We start from the raw sequence: 20,679 nt of genomic DNA, 5'->3' as shown, positions 1-20,679 counted from the left end.
CTCTCTTGTAGAGTGAGGTGAGTAGATATTTGGTCCAATAGAACATGCACTAAGACCTGCTTTTTTCTCCAAAAGCACTCCACATTCAAGTCCAGCATGCACAGCTGTTATCCTTGCATTTGACTTATAAATTTTAAGCTCTTCTAAGATATCGTTTGCAAATTTATCATTTATAGGCTTCCAAGCCGGGTTTCTATCTTTTGAAATGACGTTAAAACCGACCGCTTTTGCAAGCTCTGAAATTTCAAATTCCATCCTATTTAGCCCGTCTTTACTCATTGATCTTGCGAAAAACTCCCAAAAATTTATAAATAAGAAATGTAAAAAGAATACGCAATAAAGAAGCGGAGAAGATAGGATAGTGACACTAAATTGATAAATTTGCGTTTGGCTACTGGAGCCACCATTTATAAATATTTTGGTAGCTAAGATAGATGCTTATTAAGATAAGCGGAGCAAAACCCCATATAAATAGGTAGGGTGAAATTTATTTGACGGCATTTTTGGCTACAAAGTTTTATAAAATATACAAATTTCAAGCCAAAAATACTAAATTTTGGTTCTTTTTTCACTTGCTTTTTTGATCTTATTTTTAACTATATGAAATTTTGAAGCTGCAGCCGAGCATAGATCCTTGTAAGTAACCAAAATTTTTGACTCTTCTTTAGTGCAAATGACTGCAAAAACGCTCTCAAGGTCGATTCTCTCTTTTTGTGTTAAATTTTCCATCTATTTTCCTAGCAATTTTCTCATCTTATTGACAACAAATAATATTTCATCATCGTCAAGCTCACATAGCAGTTTGCAAACAGCAGCAGCAGCTTGCGGCTTCGAGTTTCCAAGTCTCCAGTCCTGATATGTCCTCATAGGCACGCCAAGATCTTCTGCCATTTTTGCTTGTGAAATTTTCTTACCGATATTTTTTGCCTCAACTGCATTGTGAAGCAAATTAAATATATCACTTGTTTCAATCATTGAAGAATTATACGTTATTTATTATTAAATATACCTAAAATATTATATAAATAATGTAAAATAGTATATAAATATCGATAAAAAGTATTAATTATACTAAAAATTATTTATAATATACGTTAAAACGTATAAAAATCTTTTAAATTTTTGAATAAAATTAGAAATTTTGGGTTTTATGTTGAAGTTAAATTTTTTATTTTGCTTTAAATTTTATTTGTTTTTACGCAAAGCTTATAATATAGGCATTAGAAAAGTTTAGTTATATAGGCTAAATATATATAAATAAATTTTTTTAACTTATATACTTGACATTGATAAACTAAAGTTGTATAATCCGCTTAGCAATTAAAAAGAAATAGTGCTAAAAGTGAGTAAAACAAATAAACGCGATTTGATACTAAATTCTATCATTGAAGCCTATTTGCAGGACAATGCGCCTATTGGCTCAAACGAGCTTGGCTCTCGTATGAGCATGGCGATACCAGCATCGACGATACGTGTTTATTTTAAAAAGCTTTCAGATGAGGGCGAGATCACAAAGCTTCACATCAGTGGCGGCAGGATCCCAACTATCGCTGCGATGAGGAGATATTGGAGTGAAATTTTTACTGAGAGCGACATAAATTTAGAGATAAATGATCCAAGAAGCTTAAAGATGCTCTGTGATGAGTTTGAGCTTTATTGTATGATTTTTGGCACGATCGATAAGGAGTTGCTAGAAATTTTAAATTTAAATGATAGATATTTGGTTTTAAATTTTAGCGACGATGAGATCGTCATCAAATTTGACGCTAGGATGTATAAATTTTTAAACAACCTTATCGGAGTTAGTTTAGACAAGCTTGAGCTTATCTGTTCTCAAGTTGGCTTAAGCGAACTAAAAAACAAGATAAGAGAGCTTAAAAGGACTAAAATTTACTTCCAAGAAAACGAAATTTTAGCCTTTGATATGTTTAAGGATAGACGCTTTAAGATGGTTTTTGACCCAAGTTTTAGCTTGCAGATGGACGAAAAGCTTACATTTTCTCCTATGTTTGACGAAAATTACATGGGGCTTAAATTTAAAGCAAACTACCTTGGTAGCGAGGCGCAGATGATCTGTGCTGGCAGTGTTTATACTGATTATGTGAAATTTATAAATCTAATAAAGGAGGCCGCGTGAGCGAAGAGGTAAAAGAGCAAAATCTACCTGAGGTTGAGCCTGTGCAAGAGGCAGCTAGCGATAGCGTAAATTTAGACGCACTTGGCGATATCTCAAAAGTAGAAAAGCTCGAAAAAGAGCTTGGCGAGATCACTGATAAATATTACAGAGCAAATGCTGAGTTTGAAAATATCAAAAAGCGTTATGAAAAAGAGAAAGCAGACGTTGCAAGCTATGCAAATGAGAAATTTGCAAGGGACTTGCTACCAGTCATAGATGCGCTCGAGATCGCTGCAAATTTTGACCCAGAGGATGATGAATTTGCTAAAAAGATCAAAGAGGGCATTTTGATAACGATAAATCAGTTCAAGAAATGTTTTGAAAAGCATGGCGTGAGCGAGATCGCAACTGATGCCGAGTTTGATCCAAATGTGCATAATGCCGTTTTAAGGGTCGATAGCGAGGAGAAGCAAAGCGGTCAGATCGTGCAAGCTTTACAAAAAGGCTATATGATAAATGGTAGGGTTTTGCGCCCAGCTATGGTCAGTGTGGCAAACTAAATTTAAAAAATAAATCTAATAAAGGAAAAATATGTCAAAAGTTATAGGTATAGACTTAGGTACAACAAACTCTTGTGTGAGCGTTTTTGAGCGCGGCGAGAGCAAGGTTATCCCAAACAAAGAGGGTAAAAACACAACTCCATCTGTTGTTGCTTTTACAGACAAAGGTGAAATTCTAGTAGGTGACGTTGCAAAACGTCAAGCAGTTACAAACCCTGAAAAAACGATATATTCTATCAAACGTATCATGGGTTTGATGAGCAATGAAAAAAATGCCGAAGAGGCAAAGGCTCGCTTGCCATATCACGTTGTGGATAGAAATGGTGCTTGCGCGGTTGAGATCGCTGGTAAGGTCTATACTCCGCAAGAAATTTCAGCAAAAATTCTTATCAAACTAAAAGAAGATGCTGAAGCATACCTTGGTGAAAAGGTAACAGACGCAGTTATCACAGTGCCAGCTTACTTTAACGATAGCCAAAGAAAGGCTACAAAAGAGGCTGGAACGATCGCAGGACTAAATGTGCTTCGTATCATCAACGAGCCAACAGCTGCGGCACTTGCTTATGGTCTTGATAAAAAAGAGGCTGAGAAAATTTTAGTTTATGACCTAGGTGGTGGTACATTTGACGTTACAGTGCTTGAAACTGGCGATAATATCGTAGAAGTTTTGGCAACTGGCGGTAACGCATTTTTAGGTGGCGATGACTTTGATAACAAGATCATCGACTGGTTGGTAAGTGAGTTTAAAAACGAAACTGGTATCGATCTAAAAGGCGATATCATGGCGCTTCAACGCTTGAAAGAAGCAGCTGAAAATGCTAAAAAAGAGCTAAGCTCGGCTCAAGAGACTGAGATAAATTTACCATTTATCACAGCTGATGCGACTGGTCCAAAACACCTTGTCAAAAAGCTAACTCGCGCTAAATTTGAAGGCATGATCGACTCACTTGTGGGCGAGACTATCACTAAGATAAATGAAGTCATCAAAGATGCAGGTCTAAGCAAGAGCGACATCAAAGAGGTCGTAATGGTCGGTGGTTCAACTCGTGTGCCACTTGTTCAAGAAGAGGTTAAAAAGGCATTTGGCAAAGAGCTAAATAAGAGCGTAAATCCAGATGAAGTCGTGGCTATCGGTGCTGCGATCCAAGGTGCTGTTATAAAAGGCGATGTTAAAGACGTTCTACTTCTTGACGTTACTCCACTTAGCCTTGGTATCGAGACACTTGGCGGTGTGATGACTAAGATCATCGAAAAAGGCACAACCATACCAACTAAGAAAAGCCAAGTCTTCTCAACTGCTGAAGATAACCAAAGTGCCGTTACTATCATGGTTTTACAAGGTGAGCGTGAGTTTGCAAGGGATAATAAATCACTTGGTAACTTCAACTTAGAGGGCATCCCAGCAGCTCCAAGAGGTGTGCCTCAAATCGAAGTTGAATTTGACATTGACGCAAACGGAATTTTAACCGTTTCAGCAAAAGATAAAGCGACTGGCAAAGCCCAAAACATCACTATATCAGGATCAAGCGGTCTTAGCGAAGATGAGATAAATAGCATGGTAAAAGATGCTGAGCTTCACAAAGAAGAGGATAAAAAGCGCAAAGACGCAGTAGAAGCTAGAAACCAAGCAGACGCACTAGTTCATCAAACTGAAAAGAGCATGAGCGAGCTTGGCGAGAAAGTCCCAGCTGAAGATAGAAGTAACATCGAAGCTGCGCTAAATGACCTAAAAGAGGTCTTAAAAGATGAAAACTCTTCAAAAGAGCAAATCGATGCAAAAGTAGAAGCTCTAAGCAAAGCTAGCCACAAACTAGCAGAAGCTATGTATAAAAAAGATGAAAACGCTGGCGCAAACGGCGGCAACAAAAAAGACGACGACGTTATAGACGCTGAAGTCGAGTAAAACTCCTAGAGCAGGGCAACCGGCCTTGCTCTTTTAAATTTAACCTATAAATTTAAACTTCTAAACACTTCTTAGCGCACACTCGCGACATCATCTTGTAAGATAAGTATAAATTTCTAAAATGTAAAAATTTGCCGCACTCTAAAATTTAAGATCTTTTAACGATCTCCACCCATCTATCAAGCTCTTGTTGCTCGGCTTTTAGCGTGCTACTTTCGCCGTGTCCTGGATAAAGTGCGAAGTCACCCTTTAGATTTTTACATTTTTCTAAGCTTTCTAGCATCTCATTTTTATCCGAATATGGAAAGTCCCAGCGTCCGATGCTACCTTTAAATAAAAAATCTCCACTAAACATCGCGTCATCTATCTCTATCATCGAGCAGCCCGGTGTGTGCCCTGGGAAATGGTGAAATTTAAAAGAAAAGTCACCCACCGCAAAGCTCTCATCGCCTTGAGCCAAAACATCTGGCACAAAGGTGTTTTTCATATAGCCAAAAATGTCACTCTCACACATAAAAGCATCAAATTTATTGATATAAACTGGGATTTTTAGCTCATTTTTTAGCTCGCTCACGTCGTAAATATGGTCAAAATGCCCATGAGTGCAAAGTATCGCCTTTAAATTTTGTGCATTTTGCAAAACCCATTTTTTTGCCCCATCGCCTGGATCTATCACCAAACTTGAGCCATTTTTGGTAACGATGTAGCAATTTGTCCCAAAATCGCCAAAACTTTTATGCATTACTCTCATTTTTTACCTTAAATTTATCATTTCTTAAATATTTACTTCTTTTTACTTAAACTTAAAGAAAAATTTTAAATTTAATTAGTATAATTTTTGCAAAAGGAAGCAAATTTAGGCAAAGGGACAATGAAGGGGTATCAAAAAATAGAAGAAACCTTAGTTTTTAGCTTAAAAGATAAAACTAAAGGTAAAAAACTACTATTAGGCGTAAGCGGCGGTATTGATTCTGCTGTGGTTGCGACACTTTGTGCGAGAGCAAAGCCAGATGAAACTCATGCACTCATCATGCCAACAGCATCATCAAACAAAGAAAATATGGACGATGCCCTAAATTTATGTGAAAAACTAAACATAAAATATAAGGTTTTATCCATAGAGGGCATTTTAAATGCTTTTTACGAAACGATAGATGTAAATTTAAGCAATTTAAGAAAAGGGAATTTAGCAGCTAGAGTTAGAATGAGCTTGCTTTATGATTATTCATCTAGTATAAACGCTCTAGTCATCGGCACAAGCAACAAAAGTGAGCTTATGCTTGGTTATGGCACGATATTTGGGGATTTGGCGTGCGCGATAAATCCTATCGGAGAGCTTTATAAGAGTGAAATTTTTGAATTTGCAAAACATCTTGGTGTTGATGAAAATTTTATCAAAAAAGCGCCTTCTGCTGATCTTTGGGATGGGCAAAGTGACGAGGGCGACATAGGTTATAGCTACGCTGTCATCGATGAAATTTTACAAAATTTAGAAAATAACAAGGAGCAAGCCATCAAAAAGTTTGGATCAAAAGCGGTCTTGGATATAGAAAATAGAGTTGTTTCAAACAGGTTTAAACGACAAATGCCGTTGATAGTGAAAATTTAAAGGATTAAAGATGAGAGAAATTCCGTTTTACAAACCAACTATCACTGAGCGCGAAAGTGAGCTTATCGAAGAGGCTTTGCATTCTGAAAATGCTACTGATACAGTTGCTAAATTTGAAGAAAAGATCAAAGAGTACTTTGGTGCGAAATTTGTAGTTACTACAAACAACATCGCAGCAGCGCACCATCTAGCACTAAGCGCTATGGATACAAAGCGTGGCGATAAGGTCATCTGCTCAGTAAATGCCTTCCCTATCGTGGCTCAGGCAGTTAGACACTTTGATGCTGAGCCTATCTTTGTCGATATCGATGAAGAGGACTTTAACATCAGTCCAGAAGCCCTTGAAAAGGTGCTAAAAGAGCAAAATCACAAAAAACTAAAGTGTGCTTTCATCTCACACATCGCTGGACAAAGTGCTAGGCTTGATGAGATAAAGGCTATCTGCGAAAAATACGGCATCGTCGTTTTAGATGATGCAAACCGAGGCATAGGTCTTACATATAACGGCAAAAAAGTCGGTTCAGACTCGTTTTTGTCATGCTTTCAGACAAACTCACGCGTGCAAAATCCTATCTCAACAGTTGGATTTTTCACGACAAATGACGAAGAGGTCTATAAAAAAGCAAAACTACTTCGTAACTATGCCCTTGTAAATGGTATAGATAAATTTGGTAGTTTAAGCTACATCTACGACGTCGTTGATATCGGTTTAAAATATGACATAAACTCGATAAATGCGGCATTTTCTATCGCTCAGCTTGAAAAGACAGACGAGCTTATAAAACGTAGAAAAAAGATCGCTGAAATTTACGATAAAGAGCTTAAAGAGTGTCACAACATCACAACTCCAGTCAAAAAACGCGAGCACATCTACACCCAGTACATCATCAAGATAAATAAAAACCGTGACAGCTTTGCTAGAGAGCTTTTTGAGCGTGGAATTCACACTTCGCTGCACTACATACCGATACATTTGCTAAGCTATTATAAAAATAAATATTCGCTTAAAGTAAATGACTTCCCAAATGCTCTAAAAACATATCAACAAGTCTTGTCGCTACCTATATATCATAGTTTGAGCGACGAAGAGGTGCAATACATCTGCAACACGGTAAAAGAAATTTCTAAATCTCGTGTTTAAGAAATTTAATATCCTTTTACACTCTTGGGCGAATGACTACTTCTTTCGCCCAAATCTCTTTCAAATTTTACTAGCATTTTTACTTCTGCCACTAAGTCTTATCTACGCTCTAGTTGTTATTTGTAAGAAATTTAGCGCGCAAAAAAAAGACTTTGGTATAAAAATAATTAGCGTTGGCAACTTAACCCTTGGAGGAAGTGGCAAGACCCCACTTTGCGTCGCTATCGCTAAGAATTTCGAGGGCGCTTTTATCATCCTTAGAGGATATAAAAGAAAGAGCAAAGGCATGCAAGTTGTCGCAAGGGATGGCGAAATTTTACTTGACGTAGCAGCAAGCGGCGATGAGGCGATGATATATGCTACAAGCCTTAAAAACGCAAATGTTATCGTTAGTGAAGATAGAAAAGTAGCCATAGATTACGCCAAAGAGCATGGCGCAAAGTATATCTTGCTGGATGATGGATTTTCCAAATTTGACATAGCTAAATTTGACATCTTGGTGCGTCCAAGCCCAGAGCCAAAGCTAAAGCTTTGCCTGCCAAGCGGGGCTTATAGATATCCGTTTAGCTTTTATAAATTTGGTGATTTTATAGCGTGCGAGGGGCAAACTCACTTTAGAAAGAGTGAAATTTTAAATAAAACCGAAAAAATGGTGCTAGTAACAGCCATAGCAAACCCAGTCCGCCTTGAGCCATTTTTTAGCGAGTGCGTGGGGCAGGTATTTTTCCCTGATCACTACGACTTTTCAAAAGAAGAGCTAAGTGAAATTTTGCAAAGTTATGGCGCCACCTCGCTTTTGATGACGCAAAAGGACTATGTAAAGGTAAAGGATTTTGGGCTGAGAGTATCGCTTATCACGCTTGAAGTTACGCTAAGCGAGGAGTTTAAAAAGGTTTTGGCGAAGCAAATTTAAGCCCATTTTGTTATAATGAGCCACTTTTTAAAAGGAAAATTTAGATCAAAATGAGAATTTTAATCACCTCAGCCGCAAAGAAAAAAGAGGCAAAAAAACTAAGCAAAAAGCTCGTGAAAAAGGGCTTTGCAGCTTGTGTGAGTAGCTTTAGCGCAAAGAGCATTTATCTTTGGCAAGAGAAGCTTTGTGATGAAAAAGAGCAAATTTTACTCATAAAAACGGACGCGAAATTTAAAAAAGTAGCTAAATTTATAAGAAAGCACCACAGCTACGAAACCCCAGAAATTTTGGCACTTAAGCCAAAAGAGATATTTAAAAAATATGAAAATTGGATAAAAAAATCAACCAAAAAAGGCAAAAAATGAGACTAACACCAACTAGAAGCGTGAAAGATGAAAAGGTAAAAAATGTAAATTTAAGCACAGCCATGCTTAGCCCAAGCTCCGCTCACGGCGGACTTTACGCGCCAAAGAAGCTACCAAAGATCACAAAGGCAAAGTGGCAAGAGCTCTCAAGCCTAAGCTACGAAAAGCTCGCACTTCACATCATCTTGCTGTTTAAATTTGACGTGCCAGAGGCATTTTTCAAAAAAGCGCTCAAAAGATATGCAAGCTTTGATGATCCAAAGCACCCAGTCATTTTTAAAAAAATAGATAAAAATTTATACGTAAATGAGCTCTATCACGGCCCAACTAGGGCATTTAAGGATATGGCGCTTCAGCCTTTTGGCTCGCTACTTAGCCAGCTAGCAAAAGAGAGGGGCGAAAGATACCTTATCATGTGCGCAACTAGCGGTGACACGGGTCCTGCGACACTTCAAACCTTTGCAAACGATGAAAATATCAAGGTCGTCTGCCTCTATCCAGACGGCGGCACGAGCGAGGTGCAAAAGCTTCAGATGCAGACCATGCAGGGTGAAAATTTAAAGGTTTTTGGCATAAAAGGCGACTTTGATGACGCTCAAAGGGCGCTAAAAACGCTGCTTGCAAATGATAAATTTAAGGCCGAGCTTAAGAAAAAGCGCCTTAAGCTAAGCGCGGCAAACTCGGTAAATTTTGGCAGAATTCTCTTTCAGATCATCTACCACGCCTACGCTTACGCAAATTTGCTAAAACAAAAGGCGCTTAAGGCAAACGAGAGCTTTGATATCATCGTGCCAAGTGGAAATTTTGGCAACGCTCTTGGGGCATACTATGCTAAAAAAATGGGCGCAAAGATCGGCAAGATCAAGATCGCCTCAAACGCAAACAACATCTTGACGCAGTTTTTCACCACTGGAGTTTATGACCTAAGGGACAAAAAGCTGGTTAAGACGATAAGCCCAGCCATGGACATTTTAATAAGCTCAAACGTCGAGCGCTTGCTATTTGATAAATTTGGTAGCGAGCGAACAAATGAGCTTATGCAAAGCCTTGCAAAAAACAAATTTTATAAGCTTAGCAAGCAAGAGCTTGAAGTGCTAAAAGAGGACTTTGAGGCTAGCTGGTGCGACGATAAAGAGTGCGAGGCATATATCGCAAAGCTCGCAAAGGACGGCTACGCGATCGATCCGCATACGGCAACTTGCTTTAAAATGGTGGAGGCTAGCCGCATAAACGTCATCACATCTACCGCGCACTGGGTGAAATTTACGCCAAGCATGATCAGGGCGTGCCAGATCAAAGATACAAAAGATGAAAAAGATGCGCTGGCAAAGACCGCTAAAATTTTAAACGATAGCGTGCCAAACTCGATAAACTCACTATTTAGCGCGAAAATTTTACACAAAGATATCATAAAAGAGGACGAGATCGAAAAGTGCGTCCTAGAATGGATCGAGCGATGATAATCATCCCAGCCCGCCTTGCCTCAACAAGGTTTAGTAATAAAATTTTAAAAGAGATAAATGGTGTGCCGATGTTTGTGGCGACGGCTCTTAGGGTAAGTGGCGTGGACGATGTGGCGGTTGCTGTGGATGAGCCAAGCGTGCTTGCTATCGCCAAGGCTCACGGCATAAAAGCTGTGCTAACTAGCAAAGATCATCAAAGTGGCACTGACAGGATAAACGAAGCGGCGCAAATTTTGGGGCTAGACGAGAGTGAGATCATCATAAATGTGCAAGCTGATGAGCCATTTATCGAGCCTGAAAATATCGCCAAATTTAGGGCATTTTGCGAGCAAAATAAGGGGAAAGCTTTTATGTTTTCTTGCTACAAAATGATGGACGATGAGTTTGCGGATGATAAAAATTTAGTCAAAGTGGTGACCGATTTTGAGGGCTACGCGCTTTATTTTTCAAGATCGAGGATACCATTTAACAGAAGCGAGTGCAAAAGCTACAAGGCGCACCTTGGCATCTACGGATACGGCGTAAAAAGTCTAAAAGAGTTTTGCGGCCTCTTACCTTCAAGCCTTGAAAATACCGAGAAGCTCGAGCAGCTGCGTGCCCTAGAAAATGGCAAAAAGATAGCGATGCTAGAGGTTGAAAGTCAAAGTATCGGTATCGACAGCGAAGAGGACTACCAAAGAGCGTTAGCTAAATTTAGCAAATGAGCTTAAATTTGCTCTGCTTGGGCGTTTTGCTGCGGCAGAGCAAGTTCTAAATTTTTATAAATTTGGCTAATGGTTTGGCTGATATTTTGTATTTGATTTTGTGGTCTTGCTCAATTTAGCCTTGTTATTTGTTAAATTTACTGCGAATTTCATATTTTTAAATTTATTTGAATAATTTTGTCTATTTGCTGAGATGTTTTAAATCGCAAACTTGACTGAAGTTTTTTGACTTCGCGGTTTAGGTTGTTTTAGCAAATTTTATATTTGCTGAGGTGTTTTAAAATTTCATAAATTTAAGATAATCGTAGGCTTTACTTAGTTTTGTTTTTGCATTACGGTCTTGTAGCACGCGATTTGGTGCAAAATTTGATTAAATTTTAGTTGCGTTGCTGCCTTGGTGCTAAACTAAATTTGTTTATATTTTTATTTATTGGCATATTTTAAAATTTGATAAATTTAAGATGATTGCAAGTTTTGGCTTTGCGATTTTACTCGCGTCTCTACACGATATAAATTTGATAGCCTAAATTTACTTATTTGCTACTTTTCTAGTTAGTTGTAAGATATGCAAAGCCTAGAAAAAATTGGCTGATAAATTTAAAATTCCAGCCAAATTTGCCTTTGCAATCTAAATTTTCTCAAGCTTTGCTATGAAATTTTTAGCATTTATAAAGCCGATCGTCCTAAGCGCTTTTTGCTCTTCGCCGTCTTTAAAAAGTAGAAGTGCAGGCGGATCGATGAGTCCAAAATTTCTTAGCATCTCATCGTTTTGTGCCCCGCCACTTGTCACGTCGATGCGAATAAGCGTAAAATTTGCCAAAGCATTTTTTACGCCAGCGTCTTTAAAAGTGATATGCTCTATCTCTTTGCAGCTTGCGCACCAGTCGGCATAAAAATCCACCAGCACTGGCTTGCTTGAGCTTTTTATCATCTCATTTAGCTCGTTTAAATTTCTAACTTGTTTGAAATTTAGCTCGCTCTCGTTTTTGGCTAAATTTAGTCCAGAAAGCGGCGAAAATGCGTCTTTTGAGCCTAAAAATGCGCCGATTATTAGCATGAGCGAGTAGATAAAGACCAGCACGAAAAGTGCTTTTTTAAATTTAGCCCAGCCGCTATTTGCTGCCTCAAACGCCCCAAGATAAATGGCTGCAAAGACGCCTATGACGCCATAACCTAGCAGCTCAAAAAACGCTCCAAGCACGCGTGCAAGGATCCAAACGGCCATAATGAGCATCAAAAAGCCAAAGAGTTTTTTAATTTCATCCATCCAGCCACCAGGTCTTGGCAGGAGCTTGCCAGAGCTTAGCCCTATCACAAGAAGCGGTGCGCCCATGCCAAGCCCCATGACAAAGAGCATGATGCCGCCATAAAGTGCGTCGCCGCTTTGCGCGATGTAAAGAAGTGCGCCAGCTAGCGGTGCTGCCACGCAAGGTGAGACGATGAGCGCTGAGGCAAAACCCATGATGAAAACGCCGATGAGACCCGAGCTGTTTTGTGACTTTTTGCTGATTGAGTTTTCAAATTTAGAGGGCAGCTTGATGTCGTAAAAGCCAAACATACTAAAGCTTAAGATGACAAAAATGGCCGCAAATGCGCCAAGCACGTAAATGTTTTGGAGTGCCCCTGCGATGCCAAAGCCAAGTAGGCTTGCCCCAACGCCAGCAAGCGCGTAGGCAAGGCTCATCGCAACTACATAAACTAGCGAGAGCAAAAAGCCTTTTTTAGCATTTAGGCTGCCGCCCTTTGAGACGATGATGCTTGATAAGATAGGTATCATCGGAAATACGCAAGGTGTGAGCGAGAGTAGGAGGCCGTAGCCAAAAAAAGTGGCAAGCGAGATAAAAAAGTTTTTGCTGCTTAGCTCGTTTGCGATGCTTTGCTCGTCTGAAAGCTCGGTAAATTCAGGATTTGTTTCATCTTTTTGCTCTTTTTCAAAAGCTATGATGCTAAATTTGCCAAATTTCTCAAAGATGTCATAAATTTTAGTTTGCGGGCGGTAGCAAATGCCATTTTTAGCGCAGCCTTGATAGCTTAAATTTAGACTAGCATTGCCGTTTTTAAGATGCTCTTTTACTAAATTTAGTGGGATAAACAGTGAAAAATCTTTTGGGTAAATTTCGTATTCGCCAGTGTTTTCACTCTTTGGCATATTTAGTAAAGAATTTATCTTCTCTTCGCCAAGCTTAACCTCAAAGCTATCTTTATAAAGGTAGATATTTTCGCCAAATTTAAACTTGATCTCAACGCCTTGTTCGTCGATACTTGAGCTTAAAACAAATGCCTTACTGACGTCTAAAACCTCGGCAAAAAGTGAGTTTGCAAATAAAATGAGAGAAAAAATAAATTTAAAAAACATGCTAATCCTTGCTAAATTAAAAGAGATGATTTTAGTCTAAATTCTTAAATTTATTCTATTTTATTGTAAAATCTTGAAAATTTTAGAAGGAGCGATGATGTCAAAAGATAAAAAGCACCAAAAAAGCGATAAACTCGGCTACGAAGAAGAACTAAGACTGCTTCAGATAGAACTTTTAAAATTCCAAAATCATGTCAAAGAAAAGGGTCTTAGAGTGCTCATGCTAATGGAGGGGCGAGACGCGGCTGGCAAGGGTGGCACGATAAAGCGCTTAACTGAGCATCTAAATCCACGCGGATGTCGTATCGTGGCGCTTACAAAGCCAAGTGACGTCGAGAAGACGCAGTGGTACTTTCAAAGATATGTGACGCACCTGCCAAGTGCTGGCGAGATCGTCATCTTTGATAGAAGCTGGTACAACAGGGCTGGGGTTGAGCCAGTGATGGGTTTTTGCACGCAGGCTGAGCATAAAGAGTTCTTGCGTGAAGTGCCAAAATTTGAAGAGATGATCATAAACTCAGGCATCATTTTTTTTAAAATTTACCTCTCGATCACGAAAGAGGAGCAAAAAAAGCGCTTTAAAGAGCGTCTAAACGACCCGCTAAAGCAGTTTAAGATCTCTCCAGTAGATCAAAAAGCGCAAGAACTTTGGGATCAGTACTCCATCGCCAAATACTCGATGCTGCTAGCCTCTCACAATAGCATCTCGCCGTGGGTGATCGTCTCAAGTGACAATAAAAAAGAGGCGAGGCTAAATGTCTTTAAATTTATCCTAACTCACGTCGAATATCCAAAAAAGATAGATGAGTATCTAAAATACGACAAAAGCGTCGTAAGAGATGGAAGCGAGGAGATCAAGCGCATAGAAGAGGGGCTTAATAAAGATAAGCTAAAAAGTATCGACTGAAAATTAGACTTGGCTGCAAATTTGGGCTTAAATTTACGGCCAAGTTTTAAACCCACCACATAAATTTAGCCAAAACGAGCATTATCAGACAAAGCACAAGGGCTATGGGGTGTGAAAATTTACCAAATGGATCTGGTTTTTTTAAGATAGTGACATTAAAAACAGAGATGAAAGTTATAAGGCACATGAGAAGCAAAACTGCGATCTTTGCTAGCAAGAGCTTTTGAAAGTCGCTTTGCCACCAACCATGCTCGCCTCCAAGATAGTCCTTTGCCATAAAAGCTCCACTTATCAAAAGTAGTAAAAACGCTGTGCCAAAAACCTTTGCACTGCCTTTTGTATAGGCTTTTTTGACAGCTTCAAGCGTCTGGGGACTTATCGTTTTTTTTGCAAATGGATATATACAAACATCAAAAAATACATATCCTATAAAGATAATGGCACAAACTAAATGCGTAATGAGAGAGAAAAGATACATTTTTTGCCTTTTTTGTTTGGCATTATATAGATTTTATTAGATATATTTGCTGATTTTGATTAAGTATTGAGAAGTTTAGAAGATCCGAGCGAAAGCTCGCTCGGATAAATGTTTTTAGAAGCTATATTTTGCTTCAAATCTTATACGATCTTGTTTAAAGCTTGCACCGTCTTTTTTATCTTTAGCAGCTGCATACCAAGAAAGGAATGTAAGCTTTTTGCTGTATTTGTAGCTGGCATCAAGATACCACTCGTCTCTTTTTGCTCTATCTTTACCAAGAGCCCAGCTGTGACCTTTACCTTTAGTATATCCAGCGCCAAAGCCAAATTTATCTATGCTGTATCCACCATTAACAAACCAGTAGTCGTTGTTGCCTTTGATGTTGTTGTAAAATTGTTGGCTTCCAGCCATTCCACCATTTAGGATTTTTGCCGGATTGATTAGATCGCCATTTCCATCAAGTGTTACAAATGATGCCTTGCCTTTATTTTTTGCATCACTATCTTTGTTTTTAGCATCAAAGTCTAGGTAACCAGCGTTAAATTTAGCACCATATGCTTTTAGACCAGCTTGAACTGCCCAGAAATTTGCATCAGCCACATTTTTATTATCTGATTCATTATGAACATATTGAGCTTTACCATTGATGCTTACATCATCATTTACATTAAAGTCTAGACCAGCATCTGCACCATAGAGCGCAGCAACTTCAGAAACATTTGCAATAGCTATTTTAAAAGAAAGTGGATCATAGTTTCCAAGAGCTGCTAAATAATAGATATTTGCAGATGAATCGCTAAATGTATTTTTATCTACTAAAGTGCTTACTAATGGACCACTTGTATCTGCACTCTCTGACTCTATAGCATCAAATGCAGCTGCTGCTAGAGTAAGGCCTGTAACATCAGTATTTACTACTTTAAGACCTGTGCCTACTAGGTCTTTTGCATCATAGAAAGTGCCTAGTAGTTGTTTACCAGCTGTAATAGTAGTGTTGCCTACTTTGTAGCCTAGATACATCTCATAAACGCCAAACGAACCAGTTGTATCTGTTTTGTCTGTGCCATTGCCACTAACATAATTGTATCTATCAGCAAATTTTCCTAGACCTTGATTATCACCTGAGCCATCTTTTGCTTCATATCTTAAATTTAAAACACCAAAGAAGTTATCGTCTATAGCAGCTTTAAATGCTGTTTGCATTCTGAAAACATGACCAGCTATGCTTGATTTTTTAGTATCAGAGGCAGCGCTATCTTTAAAGTGATCGTTTGTATAGCGATATCTAGCATATCCTGAAAGATCTACGTTTTTTATAGCTTCTTCAAGTGGAGTTGCACTTGCAACGCTTGAAAATGCACCTAAAGCAACCAAAGCAGCTAAGCTAACTTTTGTAAGTTTCATCTAAATCTCCTTTTGATAAAAATGTTTTGAAAGGATATTATCATAGAAAATTAATTTTGTAGCTTAAATTTCGTTAAAAATTTCAAAAATTATTACCGATCGTTTACCAAAATAAGATAATGAGATAAGATTTGTCTTTAAAAATTTGAGTTTATTTGAAGTTAAAAGATGAGAAATTTATATCTCATCAGTTAAATTTAGCCGTTGTTTTTGGCCTGCGCCTCTTCGCGCTCTTTCTTTTGTCTTATGGCGGCTTCTTTTTGGATATTTTTTTGCTGAGTGACAAAGATATGCTCTTCAAGCGTGACTAGCTGAAAGACACCTTCAAAGATCTTGATCTCTTTTACGTAGCCTATCACTTTTACCTCTCTTTTTCTGCTCTCTTCAAACCTTGCTTGTGCGTCAAATTCGACCATATCGCCAAGTTTGAGCGGTCCAAAGAAATTTATCCTAGCTCCGATGCTAACGCAAAATTCTTCATTTATAGCTAAAAGTGCTGCGTAGTTTGCCCCCATGAAGACAAAACCACCATGTATGAGCCCCTCAGCGTCACTTACCATGTCAGCCGTGGTAAAAAATCTAGTTTTTGCGTGATTTTTCTCAAGTAAAAATGCCGTTCCACTAAAATTTAGCTTTGTTAAAGGAGCTGTTTTTATCTCGTTTCTTAGCGGGTTTTCGTCCTCTGGGAGGATTATTTGTGATTCATCTTTTGCTTCAAAAATATTTTCATCTGCCATATTTATCCTTAAATTTTAACTCTTACATAGGCTCTTTTTGGTGCTGGATAGCCTTCAATCGTCTTTGTATTATCGGCTGGATCTAAGAAATTTGAAAGACTCTCACCATCTATCCACTGCGTTTTTCGCTGCTCATTTAGGTCAGTCGCCTTTGTATCAAGCAGGGTAAAGTTCTTAAATTTAGCCCTCTCGCACCAGTTACAAAGCGCGCTAAGCGTTGGCACAAAGTAGATATTTGGAATTTTTGAGTACCTATCTTTTGGTGTAAGCGCAAAGTCGCCATCCATATCTATATACATCGTATCTAAAAATAGCTCACCGCCAGGATTTAGCGCGCTTTTTAGCTCTTTTAGCATTTTTATAGGATCGCTTCTGTGATATATCACGCCAAGGCAAAAAATGGTGTCAAATTTCGCTCTAAACTCTGGTAAGCTCTCTACCCCAAGAAGCTCATAGTTGATATTTGAGCGGATAAATTTATTTAAAAAAGCAAACTGCAAATATGTATGCACGCTAGGATCAAAGCCAGTTATGCTTTTTGGGCCGTACCCAAGCATCTTAAACATATAATATCCATTGTTACAACCCACATCAGCCACGCACTTGCCAGCCAAATTTAGATGTGGCGCTAGGATGTTAAATTTAATAAAACTTTGCCACTCGCTATCTATATATATATCATCAAGTAAAAATGGTCCTTTTCGCCAAGGCTTTAGGCTAAGGGCAAGGTCGTAAATTTCATATTTTTTGGCTTGGTCTAAATTTTTAAATTTGACATTTACGCTATCAGAGAGGCTAAATTCGCAGTCAAAATTTGCTAAATTTTTTATTTTATTTAAAATTTGCTTTTGCTGCTCGTTAAATTTGCTAAGATCCACGCTATTTCCAGTCGACGATGTTGTGCGGACACTCTTTTTGGTAGGTGCCAGTCGCATCATAATACTCTTTACAATCATTATAATATTGCGTCGAAACTCCACGCTCATTCATATAAAGACAACCGTTGCAAAATAGCGCTATAAAGCCTAAAAATATAATCTTTTTCATGTGGCGGATTTTATCATAAATAAAAATTTTATGCTAGAATAGCAGGCAGTTTTAGAGCCAAGTTTGGCTAAGATTAAGCAAAAGGCATTTTATGCAAAGAAGAGATTTTTTTAAATTCAGTAGTTTTTTAGGTGCAGCAAGTCTGCTTCCAAGTGTCACCTTAGCTAGCGACGAGCCAGCGAACCCAGTAGTTAGAAATTTTGATGTAAATTTCAAACATCTACTTCTTGAAAAGGGCAAAAGCTCAAGAATTTGGCTACCGCTCCCACTAAGCACCACTTATCAGCAACTAACCCAAGACTACGTCATAAACACAACCGCTAAAAACGTCTATATCTCAGACACGCTAATACCTACAATGTATGGCGAATTTGAAGAAAATGAGCAAAGACCTATTTTAAATATCCAGTTTAAGATCCAAACAACAGAGCGCAATACTGACTTTAGCAAGGTAAATTTCGATCCAAACGAGAAGGTCGATCCTGCGATTTTAGAGTTTTTAAAACCAACTTCACACATACCAACTGACGGCGTCGTAAGAGCAAAAGCGTTAGAGATTATCGGCAATACTAAAGGCGACTTGGAGCGTGCAAAGGCTATTTATACGTGGGTTGCAAACACTATGCAGCGCGATAACAGCATCCTTGGATGTGGCACTGGCGACGTTAAAGCGATACTTGAAAGTGGCAAACTTGTTGGCAAATGCACTGACATAAACTCAGTTTTCGTGGGACTTTGCAGATCAGTTGGCATCCCAGCAAGAGAAATTTTTGGTATCAGGGTTGGTCAGTCTAGATTTTCAGATCAGATGGGTAGCGCAAAAGACGGCGTAGCTAAAATTTCAGGCGGACAGCACTGCAGGGCTGAGTTTTACCTAAAAGGCTATGGTTGGATACCGGTTGATCCAGCAGATGTTACAAAGGTAAGACTTGGTGAAAAGCTTACAAACGACGACGCTAAAATCGTAGCTATTAGGGATTATTGCTTTGGTAACTGGGAGATGTGCTGGATAGGCTTTAACTACGGACGCGACTTTATCTTAAAGCCAACTCCAGAGCAAACTCCGCTAAACAACTTTGGCTACCCATACGCTGAGGTTGATGGCAACACACAAAACTACTATTCGCCAAAAGAATTTAGCTACGACTACGTCTCAACAGAGCTAAAATGAGAGCCTTTTGGCTGATACTAACATCCATAGGTAGTGCTATCGGCGCTACCTTGTGCTGCTTGCCGGCACTTCTTTTCTTGCTTTTTGGCACTTCTTTTTCTTTTTTATCTTGGACACAAAATTTATACGAGTACCGCGTCCCTTTAAGCGTTGTGGCCGTCATTTGCTTTGTGATCTCTGGCATTAGTCTCTTTTACAAGCCAAAAAGCTGCAACCTAAGCTATAAAAAGAAAAAATGGATACTTATATATATACTTTTTGGAGTGATACTACTTTTACTCCTTACATATCCAGAGCTTTTAGGAGAAATTTATGCGTAAAATTTTAGTTTTAGCCCTTCTTGCACTTAGTTGCTACGCTGAGAAAACTATAGAAATTTCAGTGCCTAGCATGCACTGTCCGCTTTGCACAGCGATAGTAAGAAAGGCCGCACTTAGCGTTGAGGGCGTAAAAAAGGCAGACGTATCGCTAAAAGAGCGAAAAGCTGTCGTTATAGCAGATGACAAGGTCGATGAAAAAGAGCTTTTAAAGGCGGTCGATGCGACTGGCTATAAAGGCGAGATAAAATAAATTTAAAGGAGGCAAATATGTCAAAGAGCGAAGTTTTAGCGAAATTTGAGACACTTGCGGCGATACCACACTGCAGTTACGAGACTGATAAGATGCGTGATTTTCTGGCTAGCTATGCAAAAGATAAGGGCTGTGAAGTCGTGGTCGATAGTTTTGGCAACGTTCATGCCTTTAAGGGCAAGCCAAAAATTTGCTTGCAAAGCCACTATGATATGGTCTGCATGGGCGATGCGCCAAAGATCGAGATAGTTTATGGCGATGATGGCTACATGAGAGCTAAAAACTCATCTTTAGGTGCCGATAACGGCATAGGCGTAGCTATCATGATGCAGATGATAAGCGAATTTGACGACATTGAGTGCCTTTTTACAAACAACGAAGAGGTCGGCATGGTAGGAGCTGCTGGCTTTAGCGGCGATCTAAAAGCCGATAAGCTTTTAAATTTAGACAGCGAAGAGGACGACCGCGTAACTATCGGCTGCGCTGGTGGTGTAAATTTATTTGCTACTATCTCGCTTAATAGCAAAAAGACAAAAGAGAGCACGCTTTATGAAGTAAAAGTGAGCGGACTTCCTGGCGGACACTCTGGCAACGAGATACATAAAAATATCCCAAATGCGATCAAGATTTTGGCGGCATTTGTTACTAAAAATAGCTGCAAGCTTGTTAAATTTGAAGGTGGCGAGCGAAGCAACTCTATCCCAAGTAGCGCAACTGCGCTTGTGTTAAGCGATAAAGAGCTAAAGAGCGAGTGCGAGAATTTAAGCGTGAAAAAGCTTGGCACAGGAGATGAAATTTTAGAAAACGGCGAGAAAATTTTAGCCCTTATTAACTCATTTTCACAAGGCGTAAGAGCCTATAACTGCGAGCTAGGCATACCGCAAGATAGTGTCAATCTCTCACTCGCAAAGATTAAAGACGATGGCACACTTGAAGTGGAGTTTTTCGCAAGATCAATGAGTAAAGACGGGCTAAATAGAATGGAATTTGAAATTTCAGAGCTTGCAAAAGCGCTTGGTTTTGGTGTCGTTTCAAAAGATAGAAACCCAGCTTGGAAACCTATAAATGATAAATTTGCAAACGATATCTTAGAAGAGCTTAAAATTTATAAACCAAATGCGAGGATAACAGCCGTGCATGCAGGCCTTGAGTGTGGAGTGCTTTTGGAGAAAAAAGCAGGTCTTAGTGCATGTTCTATTGGACCAAATATCTACTCACCTCACTCTACAAGAGAG

The 20,679-nt window shown here is 38.9% G+C and carries 23 protein-coding genes and 1 pseudogene; 14 read left to right on the top strand and 10 right to left on the bottom strand.

From position 1 onward, the window contains the following. The 3 genes and pseudogenes from UNSWCS_RS10880 to UNSWCS_RS10870 form a co-directional block, all read right to left on the bottom strand. A pseudogene (locus UNSWCS_RS10880) lies at nt 1-279 on the bottom strand (aminoacyl-histidine dipeptidase); the annotation flags it as partial. 270 nt (nt 280-549) lie between these two features. Beyond that, nucleotides 550-729: a hypothetical protein gene (locus UNSWCS_RS10875; protein ID WP_021088526.1), complete on the bottom strand. Its 180-nt coding sequence runs from the start codon at nt 727-729 to the stop codon at nt 550-552. Continuing rightward, the gene (locus tag UNSWCS_RS10870) at nt 730-975 is read right to left on the bottom strand and encodes a DNA-binding protein (RefSeq protein WP_009294123.1); all 246 of its coding nucleotides are present in this window, start codon (nt 973-975) and stop codon (nt 730-732) included. A gap of 367 nt (nt 976-1,342) precedes the next feature. Here UNSWCS_RS10870 and UNSWCS_RS10865 point away from each other — a divergent pair, with 367 nt between their 5' ends. Genes UNSWCS_RS10865 through dnaK form a run of 3 tightly spaced genes read left to right on the top strand, consistent with a single transcriptional unit; the run spans nt 1,343 to nt 4,579 of the window. Further along, on the top strand, nt 1,343-2,137 hold the full coding sequence (locus UNSWCS_RS10865) for an HrcA family transcriptional regulator (protein WP_035144066.1): 795 nt from the start codon (nt 1,343-1,345) through the stop codon (nt 2,135-2,137). Then, a complete protein-coding gene (grpE, locus tag UNSWCS_RS10860; RefSeq protein ID WP_009294121.1) occupies nt 2,134-2,676 on the top strand; it encodes a nucleotide exchange factor GrpE in 543 nt (180 codons plus the stop codon). Before UNSWCS_RS10865 ends, grpE begins: the two co-directional genes overlap by 4 nt. A gap of 31 nt (nt 2,677-2,707) precedes the next feature. Further along, entirely contained in the window at nt 2,708-4,579 is a 1,872-nt protein-coding gene (gene dnaK / locus UNSWCS_RS10855; protein WP_021088537.1) for a molecular chaperone DnaK, read from the top strand. 148 nt (nt 4,580-4,727) lie between these two features. Here dnaK and UNSWCS_RS10850 read toward each other — a convergent pair whose 3' ends face one another. Then, nucleotides 4,728-5,330, bottom strand: coding sequence for an MBL fold metallo-hydrolase (locus UNSWCS_RS10850; protein ID WP_021088535.1), 603 nt, complete (start codon nt 5,328-5,330; stop codon nt 4,728-4,730). Nucleotides 5,331-5,450: 120 nt separating this feature from the next. Between UNSWCS_RS10850 and UNSWCS_RS10845 the strand changes: the two genes are divergently transcribed. Genes UNSWCS_RS10845 through kdsB form a run of 6 tightly spaced genes read left to right on the top strand, consistent with a single transcriptional unit; the run spans nt 5,451 to nt 10,774 of the window. Continuing rightward, a complete protein-coding gene (locus UNSWCS_RS10845) occupies nt 5,451-6,188 on the top strand; it encodes an NAD+ synthase (protein WP_021088534.1) in 738 nt (245 codons plus the stop codon). Between the two features lie 10 nt (nt 6,189-6,198). Beyond that, nucleotides 6,199-7,329, top strand: coding sequence for a DegT/DnrJ/EryC1/StrS family aminotransferase (locus tag UNSWCS_RS10840; RefSeq protein WP_021088532.1), 1,131 nt, complete (start codon nt 6,199-6,201; stop codon nt 7,327-7,329). After that, nucleotides 7,322-8,242, top strand: coding sequence for a tetraacyldisaccharide 4'-kinase (locus UNSWCS_RS10835; RefSeq protein WP_021088531.1), 921 nt, complete (start codon nt 7,322-7,324; stop codon nt 8,240-8,242). Before UNSWCS_RS10840 ends, UNSWCS_RS10835 begins: the two co-directional genes overlap by 8 nt. Before the next feature lie 50 nt (nt 8,243-8,292). Next, the gene (gene cutA / locus UNSWCS_RS12780; RefSeq protein WP_035144063.1) at nt 8,293-8,607 is read left to right on the top strand and encodes a divalent cation tolerance protein CutA; all 315 of its coding nucleotides are present in this window, start codon (nt 8,293-8,295) and stop codon (nt 8,605-8,607) included. Then, a complete protein-coding gene (gene thrC / locus UNSWCS_RS10825) occupies nt 8,604-10,067 on the top strand; it encodes a threonine synthase (protein WP_035144062.1) in 1,464 nt (487 codons plus the stop codon). The genes cutA and thrC overlap by 4 nt, the downstream gene beginning before the upstream one ends. Continuing rightward, entirely contained in the window at nt 10,064-10,774 is a 711-nt protein-coding gene (gene kdsB, locus UNSWCS_RS10820) for a 3-deoxy-manno-octulosonate cytidylyltransferase (protein ID WP_021088528.1), read from the top strand. Before thrC ends, kdsB begins: the two co-directional genes overlap by 4 nt. Nucleotides 10,775-11,402: 628 nt before the next feature. Here the strand turns inward: kdsB and dsbD are convergent. Beyond that, complete coding sequence (dsbD, locus tag UNSWCS_RS10815) at nt 11,403-13,130, bottom strand: protein-disulfide reductase DsbD (protein ID WP_021088536.1); 1,728 nt, start codon at nt 13,128-13,130, stop codon at nt 11,403-11,405. Between the two features lie 97 nt (nt 13,131-13,227). Between dsbD and ppk2 the strand changes: the two genes are divergently transcribed. Next, nucleotides 13,228-14,037 (top strand): polyphosphate kinase 2, encoded by an 810-nt coding sequence (ppk2, locus tag UNSWCS_RS10810; RefSeq protein WP_021088524.1) that lies wholly within the window; start codon nt 13,228-13,230, stop codon nt 14,035-14,037. A gap of 46 nt (nt 14,038-14,083) precedes the next feature. Here ppk2 and UNSWCS_RS10805 read toward each other — a convergent pair whose 3' ends face one another. The 5 genes from UNSWCS_RS10805 to UNSWCS_RS12435 form a co-directional block, all read right to left on the bottom strand. After that, the gene (locus tag UNSWCS_RS10805; RefSeq protein ID WP_021088530.1) at nt 14,084-14,515 is read right to left on the bottom strand and encodes a hypothetical protein; all 432 of its coding nucleotides are present in this window, start codon (nt 14,513-14,515) and stop codon (nt 14,084-14,086) included. Nucleotides 14,516-14,629: 114 nt separating this feature from the next. Then, on the bottom strand, nt 14,630-15,919 hold the full coding sequence (locus tag UNSWCS_RS10800; RefSeq protein ID WP_021088533.1) for a major outer membrane protein: 1,290 nt from the start codon (nt 15,917-15,919) through the stop codon (nt 14,630-14,632). 197 nt (nt 15,920-16,116) lie between these two features. Further along, nucleotides 16,117-16,656 (bottom strand): Hot dog fold protein, encoded by a 540-nt coding sequence (locus UNSWCS_RS10795; protein WP_021088525.1) that lies wholly within the window; start codon nt 16,654-16,656, stop codon nt 16,117-16,119. 8 nt (nt 16,657-16,664) lie between these two features. Next, nucleotides 16,665-17,534, bottom strand: coding sequence for a tRNA 5-methoxyuridine(34)/uridine 5-oxyacetic acid(34) synthase CmoB (gene cmoB / locus UNSWCS_RS10790; protein WP_021088527.1), 870 nt, complete (start codon nt 17,532-17,534; stop codon nt 16,665-16,667). A 1-nt stretch (nt 17,535) separates the two neighbouring features. Continuing rightward, nucleotides 17,536-17,703, bottom strand: a complete 168-nt coding sequence (locus UNSWCS_RS12435; RefSeq protein WP_002942642.1) for a hypothetical protein — start codon at nt 17,701-17,703, stop codon at nt 17,536-17,538. A 91-nt stretch (nt 17,704-17,794) separates the two neighbouring features. Between UNSWCS_RS12435 and UNSWCS_RS10785 the strand changes: the two genes are divergently transcribed. The 4 genes from UNSWCS_RS10785 to UNSWCS_RS10770 form a co-directional block, all read left to right on the top strand. Continuing rightward, nucleotides 17,795-18,874 (top strand): transglutaminase-like domain-containing protein, encoded by a 1,080-nt coding sequence (locus UNSWCS_RS10785; protein ID WP_021088529.1) that lies wholly within the window; start codon nt 17,795-17,797, stop codon nt 18,872-18,874. Beyond that, entirely contained in the window at nt 18,871-19,194 is a 324-nt protein-coding gene (locus UNSWCS_RS10780) for a hypothetical protein (RefSeq protein ID WP_021085941.1), read from the top strand. The genes UNSWCS_RS10785 and UNSWCS_RS10780 overlap by 4 nt, the downstream gene beginning before the upstream one ends. Beyond that, nucleotides 19,187-19,444 (top strand): heavy-metal-associated domain-containing protein, encoded by a 258-nt coding sequence (locus UNSWCS_RS10775; protein ID WP_012140020.1) that lies wholly within the window; start codon nt 19,187-19,189, stop codon nt 19,442-19,444. Before UNSWCS_RS10780 ends, UNSWCS_RS10775 begins: the two co-directional genes overlap by 8 nt. A 17-nt stretch (nt 19,445-19,461) precedes the next feature. Further along, on the top strand, nt 19,462-20,679 hold a 1,218-nt coding region (locus UNSWCS_RS10770; protein ID WP_035144061.1), incomplete at its 3' end, for a M28 family peptidase.

Source organism: Campylobacter concisus UNSWCS (assembly GCF_000466685.1).
GTDB lineage: Bacteria > Campylobacterota > Campylobacteria > Campylobacterales > Campylobacteraceae > Campylobacter_A > Campylobacter_A concisus_A.
Note: the sequence above shows the minus strand (reverse complement) of the source record. Positions and strands in the feature narration are given on the sequence as shown.